Genomic DNA, 15,605 nt, shown 5'->3' on the forward strand with positions numbered 1-15,605 from the left:
AAACTGTTGGCTTTCGGTGAAACAGATTAGAAGGTTTGACCCAGGGAGAACTGGAACACCTGAGTATCGGCATCATCCGGCTTCTTGATCGGCATGGCCAGGCTGAAGCTCAGCGGACCGAGCGCGGTGATCCAGGTCACGCCGACACCCACGGAGCTGGCCAGGTTGCTGAAGTCGATATCGCAGCTGTCGCTGATCTTCTTCTGGCTCGACGAGCAATTGGTGTCGAACACGTTACCCACGTCCCAGAACAGCGCGGTACGCAGCGAACGCTGGTCCTTGACGAACGGCAGCGGGAACAGCATCTCCACGCCACCTTGCACCAGCACGTTACCACCGAACGGCAGCGGATCCTGGTCCGGATCGCGCAACGTGCCAGGCTTGGTACCGGTACTCGGCGTGCTGCGCGGGCCCAGGCTGCTGTCCTCGAAGCCACGTACCGAGTTGAAGCCACCGGCGTAGTAGTGCTCGTAGAACGGCAGTTCCGCCGTGCTGCCATAGCTGTCGCCATAACCCAGCTGGGTATGGAAGCGCAGCGTGTAGTTGTCACTGAGCGGCGTGAACACCTGGCCGCGATAGTCGAGCTTGTAGAACGACAGGTCGCTGCCCGGCAGGGTGGTTTCCAGCACCAGGCTCTGCGAATGACCACGGTTGGCCAGCACGCCACGGTTGAGGGTCGACTCGGACCAGCCGATGGAGCCCTTGAAGTTCAGGTAGTTGTCGCCCTCGGCGTCGATGAAGTCGAAGATCTCGTCGACGGTGTAACGACCGGTATCGATGCTGTCCTGCTGCATGGTCAGGCCGTAGGTCAGGCGCGACGTCTCGCTGATCGGGTAGCCGATGTTGACGCCTGCACCGAGGCTGTCCACCGAGTAGCTGGACACGTCGACATCGAGCTCATCGTAGTCGGTGGTGCGGTAGAAGGCGTTGTAACCCAGGCTGACGCCGTCGACGGTCCAGTAGGGGTCAACGAAGCCGAAGCTGTAGCGGGTCTGGTATTCGCTGCGGGTCAGGCCGATGCTGACCTTGTTACCGGTACCTAGGAAGTTGTTCTGGCTGATCGAGCCACCCAGGATCAGACCGGCGTTCTGGGCGAAACCGACGCTGGCGGTGATCGAGCCGGAAGGCTGTTCCTCGACGCTGTAGTTGACGTCGATCTGGTCGTCGGTGCCCGGTACCTGCGGCGTTTCGACGTTGACTTCCTTGAAGAAGCCGAGGCGCTCCAGGCGCACCTTGGATTGATCGATCAGGTAGGTCGAGGCCCAGCCACCTTCCATCTGGCGCATCTCGCGGCGCAGCACTTCGTCCTCGGACTTGGTGTTGCCACGGAAGTTGATGCGGTTGACGTAGGCGCGCTTGCCCGGATCGACGAAGAAGGTGATCGAGACGCTGTTGTCTTCGTCATGCGCTTCCGGCACGCCGTTGACGTTGGCGAAGGTGTAGCCCTCGTTGCCCAGGCGGCGGGTGATCAGCTCGCTGGTGGTGGTCATGATCTTGCGCGAGAAGACCTGACCTTCTTTGACCAGCAGCAGCGCACGCACGTCCTCTTCCGGCACCTTGAGGTCACCGGACAGCTTCACGTCGCGGACGCTGTACTTCTCGCCCTCTTCGACGTTGACGGTGATGTAGACGTGCTTCTTGTCCGGGGTGATGGATACCTGGGTGGAGCTGATGTCCATGTTGATGTAGCCGCGGTCCAGGTAGTACGAGCGCAGGCGCTCGAGGTCACCGGAGAGTTTCTCGCGGGCGTACTTGTCGTCGTTCTTGAAGAACGACAGCCAGTTGGTGGTCTTCAGCTCGAACAGGTCGCTCAGGTCTTCGTCGGAGAAGACGGTGTTGCCGACCACGTTGATGTGGGAGATCGCCGCAACGGTGCCTTCGTTGATGGTGATCTTCAGCGCCACGCGGTTACGCGGCTGCGGAATCACTTCGGCCTCGATCTCGGCCGAGTAGCGGCCCTGGGCCACGTACTGACGCTGCAGTTCGTTACGCACGCCTTCGAGGGTCGCGCGCTGGAAGATCTCGCCTTCCGCCAGGCCGGACTGGTTCAGGCCCTTGAGCAGGTCTTCGGTGGTGATGGCCTTGTTGCCCTCGATCTCGATGCCGGAGATGGAAGGACGCTCGACCACGGTGACGACCAGCACATCGCCATCGCGACCGAGCTGGATGTCCTGGAAGAAGCCGGTACGGAACAGGGAACGGGTGGCGTCGACCAACTGGCGGTCGTCGACCTGCTCGCCCACGTTCAACGGCAGCGCGCCGAACACGCTGCCGGCGGAGACCCGCTGCAGACCGTTGACGCGTATATCGGAGATGGTGAAGGACTCGGCGTGAACTTCGGCGATCATCAATGCGGACAGTACCGCAGGTAGCAGCAGACGTTTCATGAAGTCCTTTCTTATTCCAACTGACGATAAAAGCTGCCGCTCGAGGCGACACTTCTTGTAAATCTCAAGAACGCAATCCAGCAATGCTTACAGACGGCTGAGATCGTTGACCAACGCCAACAACATGACCCCGATGACCAGACTGATGCCGATCTGCATCCCCCAACCCTGAACCCGCTCGGACAAGGGGCGACCACGCACCCACTCGACCAGATAGAACAGCAGATGCCCACCATCCAGTACGGGAATGGGCAAAAGATTGAGAACCCCCAGGCTAATACTCAGATATGCAAGGAATTTCAGGAAATCCCCCAGCCCTGACTCAGCCGAAGCGCCCGCCACTTTAGCAATGGTTATCGGCCCGCTCAAGTTTTTTACCGAGAGCTCTCCGAAGAGCATTTTCTTCAGCGAATCAAGGGTCAGCAGGCTCATCGCCCAGGTCTGGCGGACACCTTCGGCAACGCCTTCGAGCGGCCCGTAGCGCACCTCGCGCAGCATTTCCGGCGGCCATTCGACACCCTGCACGCCAGCCCCCAGGTAGCCGCTGCGCGCCTCACCCTCGCCCCGCGCAGCCAGGGTCAGGCGCACGTCCTGCGCCTGACCGGCGCGCTCGTAGCGCAGGGTCACATCGGCGCCGGGAAGCTTGCGCACGCGATCGACCAGGTCCTGCCAGTCGGCCAGCGGCTCGCCGTCGAGCGCCAGCAGGCGGTCGCCCGGCTTCAGGCCGGCAGCATAGGCCGGCCCCTTGGAATCGACCTCGGCCAGAACCGGCTCGAGCAGCGGGCGCCAGGGGCGAATGCCGAGCGAGCCGATCGGGTCCGGCTCATCGACACCGCGCAGCCAGTTGTCCAGCGGCACCTGCCTGGAGGTCTCCACGGTGGAACCGGGTTCGAGCACGCGCAGATTCAGGGTACCGCTCTCCCCCAGGCGCCGAACCAGCTGCAGGTTGACTGCCGCCCAACCCGTGGTGGCCTCGCCATTGACCGCGACGATTTCCTGCCCGGCCTGCAGGCCGGCCGTTTCCGCCAGGCTGTCGGGCTGCACCGCGCCAATGACCGGGCGCACCTGCTGACTGCCGAGCATGGCGACGAACCAGAAGAACAGCAGTGCCAGCAGGAAATTGGCCACCGGCCCGGCTGCGACGATGGCGATGCGCTGACGCACGCTCTTGCGGTTGAACGCCTGATCGAGCTGCTCGTCCGGCACGCTGCCCTCGCGCTCGTCGAGCATCTTCACGTAGCCGCCCAGGGGAATGGCGGCCACCACGAATTCGGTGCCCTGACGGTCATGCCAGCGCAGCAGCGGCGTGCCGAAGCCGACGGAGAAACGCAGCACCTTGACCCCACAGCGACGGGCCACCCAGAAATGCCCGAACTCATGAAAGGTCACCAGCACACCCAGCGCGATCAGGGTGCCAACCAGCATGTACAGCCCACTCATTTCACTTCTCCAGCCCTACGCGCCGCTCATGGCCTGGCGCACGTCGGGTCAACACAGGCTCGCTCAATGACCGGCAAGCCATTCTCCAGCCAGCGCGCGCGCCTGCGCGTCGGCCTCGAATACCGCGTCGAGCGCTTCGACAGCCTGCACCGGTTGCGCGTTCAACACGGACTCAATCATACGCGCGATATCGATGAAACGTATGCGCCCCTGCAGGAAGGCCTCGACGGCCACCTCGTTGGCGGCATTGAGCATCGCCGGCGCACTGCCGCCGGCCTGCACGGCCTCGCGGGCAAGACGCAGGCAAGGGAAACGCTGCTCGTCGGGGCGCTCGAAATCGAGGCGACCGACCGTGAACAGGTCCAGCGGCGACACGCCCGAGTCGATGCGCTCCGGCCAGGCCAGCGCATGCGCGATCGGCGTGCGCATGTCCGGATTGCCCAGCTGGGCCAGCACCGAGCCATCGACGTAATCGACCAGCGAATGAATCACGCTCTGCCGATGGATCACCACCTCGATCTGCTCGGGGCGCGCATCGAACAGCCAGCACGCCTCGATCAGCTCCAGGCCCTTGTTCATCATGCTCGCCGAGTCGACGGAGATCTTGCGCCCCATGGACCAGTTCGGGTGAGCGCAGGCCTGCTCGGGGGTCACGTGTTCCAGCGCCGCCAGCGGCGTTTCACGGAACGGCCCGCCAGATGCGGTCAGCAGGACGCGGCGAACCCCGACCTGCTGCAGGCCCCGGGCATAGTCACCGGGCAGGCACTGGAAAATCGCATTGTGTTCGCTGTCGATCGGCAGCAGCACGGCGCCGCTGCTCCTGACCGCCTGCATGAACAGGGCGCCGGACATCACCAGCGCCTCCTTGTTGGCCAGCAACACCTTCTTGCCGGCCTGCACGGCCGCCAGCGTCGGACGCAGGCCCGCCGCCCCGACGATCGCCGCCATCACGCAGTCGACCTCGGCATCCGCGGCGACGGCGCACAGCCCCTCCTCGCCACACAGCACCTGGGTATCCAGCCCGTCGGCCTGCAGGCTGCCCTGCAGGGTACGCGCAGCCTGGGCATCGGGCACCACGGCGTAGCGCGGACGATGCTTGAGGCACAGCACCCGCAACTCCGCCAGGCGCGAGAAGCCGCTGAGGGCGAAGACCCTGTAGCGCTCGGGGTGACGCGCGATCACGTCCAGCGTGCTCAGCCCGATCGACCCGGTGGCGCCGAGCACCGTGATGCGCTGCACTGCACTCACAGCGCGCCCCACCCTGCCAGCCAGAGCAGCGCGGCGAACAATGGAATGGCCGCCGTTAGACTGTCGATGCGATCGAGCACGCCACCATGCCCAGGCAACAGGTTACTGCTGTCCTTGATCCCGGACTGGCGCTTGAACATGCTTTCGGTCAGGTCGCCGATCACCGAAATGAACACCACCAGGGCAGCGCCGACCAGGGCCAGCACCAGCCCCTTGAATGACCAGCCCTGCTGCAGCCCGACCAGCAGGGTGATCAGCAGGCTGGCGGCCAGACCGCCATACACCCCTTCCCAACTCTTGCCCGGGCTGACCTTGGGCGCCAGCTTGCGCTTGCCGAAGGCCTTGCCGGAGAAATAGGCACCGATATCCGCGCCCCACACCAGCACCATCACCGCAATGATCAGCCCGTTGGCCTGCGGCCACTGCTTGAGCAGCACCAATCCCTGCCAGGCCGGCAGCAGGATCAGCAGGCCGATCAGCAGGCGCCGGGGCACGTCACCCCAGAAGCGACTGCTGTAGGGGTACGTCAGTACCAGGAAGGTCGCGGCCAGCCACCAGAGTACAGCCACCACCAGCAGCCAGGGGGCCACGACCGGCGTCAGGTACAGCACGCCAAGCAACGCCGCGACCACGGCAGCATAGCCCACCCGCTGCGCCTGCGCCTCGAGACCAGCCAGACGCGCCCATTCCCAGGCACCCAGGGAGACGACCACGCCGATGAACAATGCGAAGGCAGCGCCGTCGAGCAGGAAGAATCCGCCCAGGGCAATGGGCAACAGCACCAGTGCCGTGATGATTCGTTGTTTGAGCATCAGGAACGCGCCTCAGCCTCTACCTGCTCGCTGGTCTTGCCGAAGCGACGCTGGCGGTTGGCGAAATCGGCCAGCGCCTTGCGCATGGCCTCGTGCTTGAAATCCGGCCAGTACAGGTCGGAGAAGTACAGCTCGCTGTAGGCCAGCTGCCAGAGGAGGAAATTGCTGATGCGATGCTCGCCACCGGTGCGGATGCACAGATCGGGCAACGGCAGATCGCCGGTGGCCAGACAGCCCTGCAGCAGCTCGGGAGTAATGTCCTCGGGCTGCAGGTGGCCGGCTTGCACCTCTCGCGCCAGGCGCTGAGCGGCCTGGGCGATGTCCCACTGGCCGCCATAGTTGGCAGCGATCTGCAGGATGAAACGACGACTGCCCGCCGTCTGCAGTTCGGCCTCGCGCATCGCCGCCTGCAACTCGGGATGAAAGCGCGAGCGATCACCGATGATGCGCAGGCTGATGTCGTTGTCCTGCAGACGCCGGGCCTCGCGGCGCAGCGCACTGAGGAACAGCTCCATCAGCGCGCCGACCTCTTCGGCCGGGCGCTGCCAGTTCTCACTGGAGAAGGCGAACAGGGTGAGCACCTCGACACCCGACTCGGCACAGACCTCGATCACCGCGCGAACCGCGTCGACTCCGGCCTTGTGCCCTGCCACTCCCGGCAACAGGCGCTTCTTCGCCCAGCGGTTGTTGCCGTCCATGATGATGGCGACATGCCGCGGCACCGCCTGCTTGTTCTTGTCCATGTCAGGGCGCTCAGCCGTCAAACGGCCATCAGGTCCGCTTCCTTGACCTCCAGGGCCTTGTCGATGTCAGCGACGAACTTGTCGGTGATCTTCTGCAGCTCGTCAGCGGCGCGACGCTCTTCGTCTTCGCTGATTTCCTTGGCCTTGGATAGTTTCTTCAGCTCGGCCAGGGCATCGCGACGCACGTTGCGCACGGCAACCTTGGCATCTTCCGCCACACCACGCGCCTGCTTGGTGTAACCCTTGCGGGTCTCTTCGGTCAGGGCCGGCATCGGCACGCGAATGGTGGTACCGGCACTGCTCGGGTTCAGGCCGAGGTCGGAGGTCAGGATGGCCTTCTCGATGGCGGCGCCGAGGTTCTTGTCGTGCGCGACGATCTTCAGGGTACGGGCGTCCTCGACGGTGATCGCGGCCACCTGGTTCAGCGGCATGTCGCTACCCCAGGCCGGCACCTTGACGCTATCGAGAATGCTCGGGTGGGCACGGCCGGTACGAATGGAAGCCAGGTTGCGACCCAGCGCATCCAGGGACTTGCTCATACGCTCCTGGGCGTCTTTCTTGATGTCGTTGATCATTGTGCTTCCTCCTCGATCAGGGTTCCTTCGGCGCCGCCCACCACCACATTGAGCAGGGCACCTGGTTTGTTCATGTTGAAGACACGCAGCGGCATGGCGTGATCGCGGCACAGGCAGATGGCCGTCAGGTCCATGACGCCCAGCTTGCGATCGAGCACTTCGTCGTAGGTCAGACGCTCGAATTTCTCGGCATGCGGGTCCTTGAACGGGTCGGCAGTGTACACGCCATCCACCTTGGTCGCCTTCAGCACCACGTCGGCATCGATCTCGATGGCGCGCAGGCAGGCGGCGGAGTCGGTGGTGAAGAACGGATTGCCGGTACCGGCAGCGAAGATCACCACTTCACCGGTCTTGAGGTGGCGCATGGCCTTGCGGCGGTCGTAGTGGTCGGTGACGCCGACCATGGAAATGGCCGACATGACGATGGCCGGGATGTTCGAGCGCTCCAGCGCGTCACGCATGGACAGCGCGTTCATCACCGTCGCCAGCATGCCCATGTGGTCACCGGTGACCCGGTCCATGCCGGCTGCGGACAGTGCGGCGCCGCGGAACAGGTTGCCGCCACCGATCACCAGGCCGACCTGCACGCCGATACCGACCAGTTGGCCGACTTCCAGCGCCATGCGATCGAGCACCTTTGGATCGATGCCGAAGTCTTCCGAGCCCATCAGGGCTTCGCCGCTAAGTTTGAGCAGAATGCGTTTGTAACGAGGTTGGCGACCAGTCGTCTGCTGAGCCATTGCAAGTCTCTCCTGCGGCGATTTGAATGCTGTATGCAGCACGGGGCTGCAATTGTCCGACACCCCCAGGGCGTCGATGGTCACCTTTCACGGCAACCCTACTACTTTGCTGCCCCCTAGTCGGCAAAGAGGCCGCACGCGCAAGCGGGCAGCCTCTTTGGGGCACTCACCGAAACCGCTGATTACTGCTTGCTGGCAGCAACCTGGGCGGCAACTTCGGCAGCGAAGTCGGTCTCGGCCTTCTCGATGCCTTCGCCCACTTCGTAACGTACGAAGGAAACGACTTCAGCACCGGCTTTCTTCACCAGGTCACCGACCTTGACTTCCGGGTCCATGATGAAGGCTTGCTCGACCAGGCTGGCTTCGGCCAGGAACTTGGCGATACGGCCTTTGACCATGTTCTCGACGATGTTCTCCGGCTTGCCGGCGATTTTCTCGGCGTTCAGCTGCAGGAAGATTTCCTTTTCCTTGGCAACCAGCTCTTCGGAAACCTGGTCCGGCGAAACGACGGCCGGGTTGGAAGCAGCAACGTGCATGGCAACGTGTTTGGCCAGTTCGTCGTTGCCGCCTTTCAGGACAACCAGAACACCGATGCGGTGGCCGTGCAGGTAGGCACCAACGGTGTCACCGGAGACAGCGGTCAGACGACGGATGTTGACGTTTTCGCCGCACTTGGCGACCAGCGCTTCACGAGCGGATTCGCGGGAAGCGATCAGCGGAGCGGCTTCAGTCAGGTTCTGTGCGAAGGCTTCGTCCAGGCTGTCCTTGACGAAGGCCTTGAAGTCGTCCTGCAGAGCCAGGAAGTCGGTCTGCGAGTTGACTTCGATGATCAGGCCACGGCCGCCTTCGACGCGAACGGCGATGGAACCTTCGGCGGCGATGTTGCCAGCCTTCTTGGCAGCCTTGATGGCACCGGAAGCGCGCATGTCGTCAATGGCCTTCTCGATATCGCCACCAGCGGCAACCAGCGCCTTCTTGCACTCCATCATGCCTTGGCCGGTACGCTCGCGCAGTTCTTTAACCAGGGCTGCAGTAATTTCTGCCATCTTGAAAATCCTCTCGGTAGGTCTTCAACCATTCACCTGCCAGGCAGGCGATCAAATCTTTGAGTGGCAAAAAGGGGGCCTAGCCCCCTTCTTGCACAGCGCATAACGCTAGATGCTTTGCGTTACCGCTTAGCCTTCGGCGCTCTCGGCAGCCGCTTCTTCGACGAACTCTTCGGTTGCGCCGCCAGCGTTGCTGCGACCACGGATCACGGCGTCGGCCATGGCACCCATGTACAGCTGGATGGCGCGGATGGCGTCGTCGTTACCCGGGATGATGTAGTCAACGCCTTCCGGGCTGCTGTTGGTATCGACAACGCCGATGACCGGAATGCCCAGCTTGTTGGCTTCGGTGATGGCGATGCGCTCGTGATCGACGTCGATCACGAACAGAGCGTCCGGCAGACCGCCCATGTCCTTGATACCACCCAGGCTGCGATCCAGTTTTTCCAGATCACGGGAACGCATCAGGGCTTCTTTCTTGGTCAGCTTGGCGAAGGTGCCGTCCTGGGACTGGGTTTCCAGCTCGCGCAGGCGCTTGATCGAAGCACGGATGGTCTTGTAGTTGGTCAGCATGCCGCCCAGCCAGCGGTGATCGACGAACGGCGAGCCGCAACGAGCAGCTTCTTCGCGAACGATCTTGCCAGCGGAACGCTTGGTGCCAACGAACAGAATCTTGTTCTTGCCAGCAGCCAGCTTTTCAACGAACGACAGCGCGTCGTTGAACATCGGCAGGGTTTTTTCGAGGTTGATGATGTGAATCTTGTTACGCGCGCCGAAAATGTACTTGCCCATTTTCGGGTTCCAGTAACGGGTCTGGTGGCCGAAGTGCACACCGGCCTTCAGCATATCGCGCATGTTGACTTGGGACATGATAGTTCCTTGATAAGTCGGGTTAGGCCTCCACGCATCCCAGTTCCCAACCCTTGCGGGCACCCAGGAAACCGTGTCGATACGTGTGTGGGTTTGAGCTTTCGGACTCAGTGCCCGTAAAGCGGCGCGTTTTATACCACACAAAGCAGCCGCAAGCTACAAGCTTGGAGCAGCAAGCTGCCTTTTGGGGCTTGCGGCCCGTAGCTGTTAATATAGCCGCCTTTATCTGTATGCCTTCCGAGAGCCTGCCATGACCGTCACCATCAAATCCGCCGAAGAAATCGAGAAAATGCGCGTGGCCGGCCGCCTGGCCGCCGAAGTGCTGGAAATGATCGGCGAGCACGTCAAGCCCGGCGTCACCACCGACGAACTGGATCGCCTGTGCCACGACTATATCGTCAACGTGCAGAAGGCCATCCCCGCCCCGCTCAACTACAAGGGCTTCCCCAAGTCGATCTGCACCTCGATCAACCACGTGGTGTGCCACGGCATCCCCAACGACAAGCCGCTGAAGGACGGCGACGTGCTGAACATCGACGTCACCGTGATCAAGGACGGCTACCACGGCGATACCAGCAAGATGTTCATGGTCGGCAAGGTTCCCGAGTGGGCCGAGCGCCTGGCCAAGATCACCCAGGAGTGCATGTATAAAGGCATCGAACTGGTCAAGCCGGGCACCCGCCTGGGCGATATCGGCGAAGTGATCCAGAAGCATGCCGAGAAGAACGGTTTTTCCGTGGTTCGCGAATACTGCGGCCATGGCATCGGTGCCGTGTTCCACGAAGAGCCGCAGGTGCTGCACTACGGCAAGGCCGGCACCGGCATGGAACTCAAGGAAGGCATGACCTTCACCATCGAGCCGATGATCAACCAGGGCCGCCCGGAAACCCGCCTGCTCGGCGACGGCTGGACCGCCATCACCAAGGACCGCAAGCTGTCCGCGCAGTGGGAACACACCATACTGGTCACCGCCGACGGCTACGAGATCTTCACCCTGCGCGCTGACGACACCATCGCCCGCACCTCGGCCTGAGCCCGAGTACGCCCCGAGCGCAATGGCGCGCGGGGCGCACCCCACCACTCGTATTTTAAGGAAGGCACTGCATGCCGCAGATGGACCCCGAACTGTTTGACCGTGGTCAGTTCCAGGCCGAGCTGGCGCTCAAGTCCAGCCCCATCGCCGCATTCAAGAAAGCCATCCGCCGCGCGCATGAAGTACTGGATGCGCGCTTCCATGCCGGCCGCGACATCCGCCGCCTGGTCGAAGACCGTGCCTGGTTCGTCGACCAGATCCTCCAGGAAGCCTGGAAACGCTTCGCCTGGAGCGACGAAGCCGACATCGCCCTGCTCGCCGTGGGCGGCTACGGCCGTGGCGAGCTGCACCCCTACTCGGACATCGACCTGCTGATCCTGCTCGACAGCAGCGATCACGAGATCTTTCGCGAGTCGATCGAAGGCTTCCTCACCCTGCTCTGGGACATCGGCCTGGAAGTCGGCCAGAGCGTGCGCTCGGTCGATGAATGCGCCGAGGAGGCGCGCGCCGACCTGACGGTGATCACCAACCTGATGGAAAGCCGCACCATCGCCGGCCCCGAGCACCTGCGCCAGCGCATGCAGCAGGTCACCAGCACGGACGAGATGTGGCCGAGCAAGCACTTCTATCTGGCCAAGCGTGAAGAGCGCAAGGCGCGTCACGGCAAGTACAACGACACCGAATACAACCTGGAGCCCAACGTCAAGGGTTCGCCCGGCGGCCTGCGCGATATCCAGACGGTGCTCTGGGTCGCCCGCCGCCAGTTCGGCACGCTCAACCTGCAGGCGCTGGTCGGCCAGGGCTTCCTGCTGGAGAGCGAATACGCCCTGCTCTCCTCCAGCCAGGAATTCCTCTGGAAGGTGCGCTATGCCCTGCACATGTTCGCGGGCCGCGCCGAAGACCGCCTGCTGTTCGACTACCAGGCGCGCATCGCGGTGCTGTTCGGCTACAAGGACGGCGACGGCAAGCGCAGCATCGAACACTTCATGCAGAAGTACTACCGGGTGGTCATGGCCATTTCCGAGCTGTCGGACCTGATCAACCAGCACTTCGAGGAAGTCATCCTGCGTGCCGGCGAGACCAGCCAGGCCACGCCGCTGAACAGTCGCTTCCAGGTGCGTGACCGCTATATCGAGGTCACCCACCCCAACGTCTTCAAGCGCACCCCCTTCGCCATCATCGAGATCTTCGTGCTGATGGCCCAGCACCCCGAGATCAAGGGCGTGCGCGCCGACAGCATTCGCCTGCTGCGCGACAGCAGGCACCTGATCGACGACGACTTCCGTAAGGACATCCGCAACACCAGCCTGTTCATCGAGCTGTTCAAGTGCCGCGAGGGCATCCACCGCAACCTGCGGCGCATGAACCGCTACGGCATTCTCGGCCGCTACCTGCCGGAGTTCGGCCATATCGTCGGGCAGATGCAGCATGACCTGTTCCACATCTATACGGTCGACGCGCACACCCTCAACCTGATCAAGCACCTGCGCAAGTTCCGCTGGCCGGAGCTGGCGGAGAAATTCCCGCTGGCCAGCAAGCTCATCGAGCGCCTGCCCAAGCCGGAGCTGATCTACCTCGCCGGCCTCTACCACGACATCGGCAAGGGCCGTGGCGGCGACCACTCGGAGCTGGGCGCGGTGGATGCCGAAGCCTTCGCCCGTCGCCACCACCTACCCGCCTGGGACAGTGCCCTGATCGTCTGGCTGGTGCAACACCACCTGGTGATGTCCACCACCGCCCAGCGCAAGGACCTTTCCGACCCGCAGGTGATCCACGACTTCGCCCAGTTCGTCGGCGACCAGACCCACCTGGAATACCTCTACGTGCTGACCGTGGCCGACATCAACGCCACCAACCCCAGCCTGTGGAACTCCTGGCGCGCCAGCCTGCTGCGCCAGCTCTACACCGAGACCAAGCGCGCCCTGCGCCGCGGCCTGGAGAACCCGCTGGACCGCGAAGAGCAGATTCGCCAGACGCAGAGCGCGGCCCTGGACCTGCTGGTGCGCAGCGGCATCGACCCGGACGACGCCGAGCAGCTGTGGAGCCAGTTGGGGGATGACTACTTCCTGCGGCATACCGCCAGCGACGTGGCCTGGCACACCGACGCCATCCTCCAGCACCCCGACGATGGCGGGCCGCTGGTGCTGATGAAGGAAACCACCCAGCGCGAGTTCGAAGGTGGCACGCAGATCTTCATCTACGCGCCGGACCAGCACGACTTCTTCGCCGTGACCGTGGCCGCGATGAGCCAGCTCAACCTGAACATTCACGATGCGCGGATCATCACCTCCACCAGCCAGTTCACCCTCGACACCTATGTGGTGCTGGACGCCGACGGCGGCTCGATCGGCAACAACCCGGCGCGCATCCAGCAGATCCGCGAGGGCCTGATCGAGGCCCTGAAGAACCCCGACGACTACCCGACCATCATCCAGCGCCGGGTACCGCGCCAGCTCAAGCACTTCGCCTTCGCGCCGCAGGTGACCATCCACAACGACGCGCAGCGCCCGGTGACCATCCTCGAGCTGACCGCCCCGGATCGCCCCGGCCTGCTGGCACGTATCGGGCGCATCTTCCTCGAATACGACCTATCGCTGCAGAACGCCAAGATCGCCACGCTCGGCGAGCGCGTCGAGGACGTGTTCTTCGTCACCGACGCCAACAACCAGCCGCTGTCCGACCCGGAGCTCTGCGCACGCCTGCAGGAGACCATCGTCCGCCGTCTGTCCGAGCCCAGCAGCCCTACCCCGGCGCAGATCACCTTCTGACCCCGGCTCATGATGTGGCGCCGGACGCCACATCATGAACCAGGATCAGATTCTGAAGCTGTCCACCAGCTGCTTGAGCCGGCCGACCTGCTGATCCAGCTCGGTACAGGCGCTCAGGCTGGCCTGCAGGTTGCGCACGCCGTCCTGGTTGAGCATGTTGATCTCGGTAATGTCCATGTTCAGGCTCTCGATCACCGAGGTCTGTTCCTCGGTGGCAGTGGCCACCGACTGGTTCATGCCGTCGATTTCGCCGATGCGGCGAGTCACGCCATCCAGCTTCTCGCCCGCCTGACCACCAATGCGCACGCTGTCATCACTGAAGCGACGACTCTCGCCCATGGTCGCCACCGCATCACGCGCACCGGCTTGCAGCTGCTCGATCATCTGCTGGATTTCCAGGGCCGAACTCTGCGTGCGCTGCGCCAGGTTGCGCACCTCATCGGCCACCACGGCGAAGCCTCGCCCGGCCTCGCCGGCACGCGCCGCCTCGATGGCGGCGTTGAGCGCCAGCAGGTTGGTCTGCTCGGAGATACCCTTGATCACGTCGAGGATCTGGCCGATGTCGCTGCTCTTCTCGCTGAGCACCTCGATATGCCGACCGGAAGCCTGAATCTTCTCCGACAGTTCGCTCATCGAGCCCAGCGTGCGGTCGACCATGCCCTGCCCCTCCTCGGCATCGCGGCGCGCATCGCTGGCCTGCACGGAGGCGTCGGCGGCATTGCGCGCGATCTCCTGGGCTGCGGCGCCCAGTTCGTTGATCGCCGCCGCGACGCTGTCGGTGCGCGATGCCTGCTCGCTGGAGTTATCCATGGACGCGTTGGACGCCTGCACCACCGTGCTCACCCGGGCATGCACTTCACGAGTGGCCGAGGCCACCTCGCGGATCGACTCGTGGATGCGCTCGACGAAGCGATTGAAGGCGCCAGCCAGCTCACCGAACTCGTCGCCGGAGGCGATCGTGAGGCGCTGCGTCAGGTCCCCCTCGCCCTCGGCGATGCCGCCCATGGCATGGCTCATCACGTGCAGCGGGCGCAGCAGGATGCGGATCAGTGCGCCCAGCAGCAGCAGAATGGCCACCACACCGATGATCGTCACCATCAGCGCAGAGACGCGGAACTCGCTGAGCGCAGCGAAGGCCTTGCCTTCGTCGACCGACAGGCCGACGTACCAGCGCACGCCGGCCAGCCCCTGCACCGGCAGGAAGGTGACCAGGCGGGCGCTGCCATCGACCGCCGACGCGCTCTGCAGGGTGGACTCCAGGCGAGGCGCTCCGCCCGGGAACAACTCCGCCAGGGTCTTGAGCACCCGACTCTTGTCAGGGTGCACCAGCACCGTGCCCTGTTCGTCGACCAGGAAGGCATAGCCCATCCCGCCCAGGTCGAAGGAGTTGAGAATGTCATCGACCGTCTGCAGTTTCAGGTCGCCACCGACCACCCCCAGCAGGTTGCCGCCCGCGCTGACCGGACGCGTGATGGTGATCAGCAGGCCGTCACGCGGGTCGGCCGCCAGATAGGGCGCGGTCAGCCCTGGCCCTCCGTTGCCCTGCGCGCTCTTGTACCAGGGCCGCTGGCGAGGATCGTAACCGGCGGGTAGCTCGCTGGCGGGGAACTGGGTGTAGGTGCCATCAGCCTGGCCAAAATAGGCATAGAGGAAGGCGGAAGCGATGCTGCGATGCTGCAGGCTCCTGCGCAGGGACGCCGGCGAGCTGTCGTCCTGCACCGATTCGGCGAGGTTGTCCAGCAACTGCATGCGTCCATCCAGCCAGTGCTGGATGTTGCCGGTTGAGACCAGACCGACATCATTGAGGTAGTTGGACAGGCTTTCGCGGATCGCCGTGCGCTGCAGGTAATCGTTGTACAGCGCGAACGATGCGAAGGCCGCGATGACCACAAGGGAAGCAGCCAGCATGATCTTGTGACTGAATTTCAGGGTGCGCATGGGCT

12 protein-coding genes and 1 pseudogene are annotated in these 15,605 nt (G+C 63.6%); 2 read left to right on the forward strand and 11 right to left on the reverse strand.

The window, feature by feature from the left end:
* Positions 1–26: 26 nt before the first annotated feature.
* The 9 genes from bamA to rpsB all read right to left on the reverse strand — a co-directional run bounded on the left by bamA (position 27) and on the right by rpsB (position 9,861).
* Positions 27–2,387 (reverse strand): outer membrane protein assembly factor BamA, encoded by a 2,361-nt coding sequence (bamA, locus tag FIV02_RS16450; protein ID WP_152489214.1) that lies wholly within the window; start codon positions 2,385–2,387, stop codon positions 27–29.
* Positions 2,388–2,474: 87 nt separating this feature from the next.
* Positions 2,475–3,827: a sigma E protease regulator RseP gene (gene rseP / locus FIV02_RS16455; protein ID WP_152489215.1), complete on the reverse strand. Its 1,353-nt coding sequence runs from the start codon at positions 3,825–3,827 to the stop codon at positions 2,475–2,477.
* A 63-nt stretch (positions 3,828–3,890) separates the two neighbouring features.
* Positions 3,891–5,075 (reverse strand): 1-deoxy-D-xylulose-5-phosphate reductoisomerase, encoded by a 1,185-nt coding sequence (gene ispC / locus FIV02_RS16460; protein ID WP_037053762.1) that lies wholly within the window; start codon positions 5,073–5,075, stop codon positions 3,891–3,893.
* A complete protein-coding gene (locus tag FIV02_RS16465) occupies positions 5,072–5,887 on the reverse strand; it encodes a phosphatidate cytidylyltransferase (protein ID WP_150605834.1) in 816 nt (271 codons plus the stop codon). Before FIV02_RS16465 ends, ispC begins: the two co-directional genes overlap by 4 nt.
* On the reverse strand, positions 5,887–6,630 hold the full coding sequence (uppS, locus tag FIV02_RS16470; RefSeq protein WP_037053756.1) for a polyprenyl diphosphate synthase: 744 nt from the start codon (positions 6,628–6,630) through the stop codon (positions 5,887–5,889). The genes FIV02_RS16465 and uppS overlap by 1 nt, the downstream gene beginning before the upstream one ends.
* Before the next feature lie 17 nt (positions 6,631–6,647).
* The gene (gene frr / locus FIV02_RS16475; protein WP_037053747.1) at positions 6,648–7,205 is read right to left on the reverse strand and encodes a ribosome recycling factor; all 558 of its coding nucleotides are present in this window, start codon (positions 7,203–7,205) and stop codon (positions 6,648–6,650) included.
* Positions 7,202–7,945 (reverse strand): UMP kinase, encoded by a 744-nt coding sequence (pyrH, locus tag FIV02_RS16480; RefSeq protein WP_152489216.1) that lies wholly within the window; start codon positions 7,943–7,945, stop codon positions 7,202–7,204. The genes frr and pyrH overlap by 4 nt, the downstream gene beginning before the upstream one ends.
* Positions 7,946–8,127: 182 nt before the next feature.
* On the reverse strand, positions 8,128–8,991 hold the full coding sequence (gene tsf, locus FIV02_RS16485) for a translation elongation factor Ts (protein ID WP_037053740.1): 864 nt from the start codon (positions 8,989–8,991) through the stop codon (positions 8,128–8,130).
* 129 nt (positions 8,992–9,120) lie between these two features.
* Positions 9,121–9,861: a 30S ribosomal protein S2 gene (gene rpsB, locus FIV02_RS16490; protein ID WP_024308911.1), complete on the reverse strand. Its 741-nt coding sequence runs from the start codon at positions 9,859–9,861 to the stop codon at positions 9,121–9,123.
* A gap of 250 nt (positions 9,862–10,111) precedes the next feature.
* Between rpsB and map the strand changes: the two genes are divergently transcribed.
* The gene (gene map, locus FIV02_RS16495) at positions 10,112–10,894 is read left to right on the forward strand and encodes a type I methionyl aminopeptidase (RefSeq protein ID WP_037053733.1); all 783 of its coding nucleotides are present in this window, start codon (positions 10,112–10,114) and stop codon (positions 10,892–10,894) included.
* Between the two features lie 71 nt (positions 10,895–10,965).
* Complete coding sequence (locus FIV02_RS16500; protein ID WP_152489217.1) at positions 10,966–13,662, forward strand: [protein-PII] uridylyltransferase; 2,697 nt, start codon at positions 10,966–10,968, stop codon at positions 13,660–13,662.
* 45 nt (positions 13,663–13,707) lie between these two features.
* On the opposite strand, the gene FIV02_RS25325 is transcribed toward FIV02_RS16500, so the two are convergent.
* Together FIV02_RS25325 and FIV02_RS25330 are read right to left on the reverse strand one after the other, a co-directional pair.
* Positions 13,708–14,472 (reverse strand): methyl-accepting chemotaxis protein, encoded by a 765-nt coding sequence (locus tag FIV02_RS25325; protein ID WP_371923285.1) that lies wholly within the window; start codon positions 14,470–14,472, stop codon positions 13,708–13,710.
* A 138-nt stretch (positions 14,473–14,610) separates the two neighbouring features.
* A pseudogene (locus tag FIV02_RS25330) lies at positions 14,611–15,600 on the reverse strand (cache domain-containing protein); the annotation flags it as partial.
* Between the last annotated feature and the right edge of the window lie 5 nt (positions 15,601–15,605).

This window comes from Pseudomonas sp. THAF187a (genome assembly GCF_009363395.1).
GTDB classification, from domain to species: Bacteria; Pseudomonadota; Gammaproteobacteria; order Pseudomonadales; family Pseudomonadaceae; genus Aquipseudomonas; species Aquipseudomonas khazarica.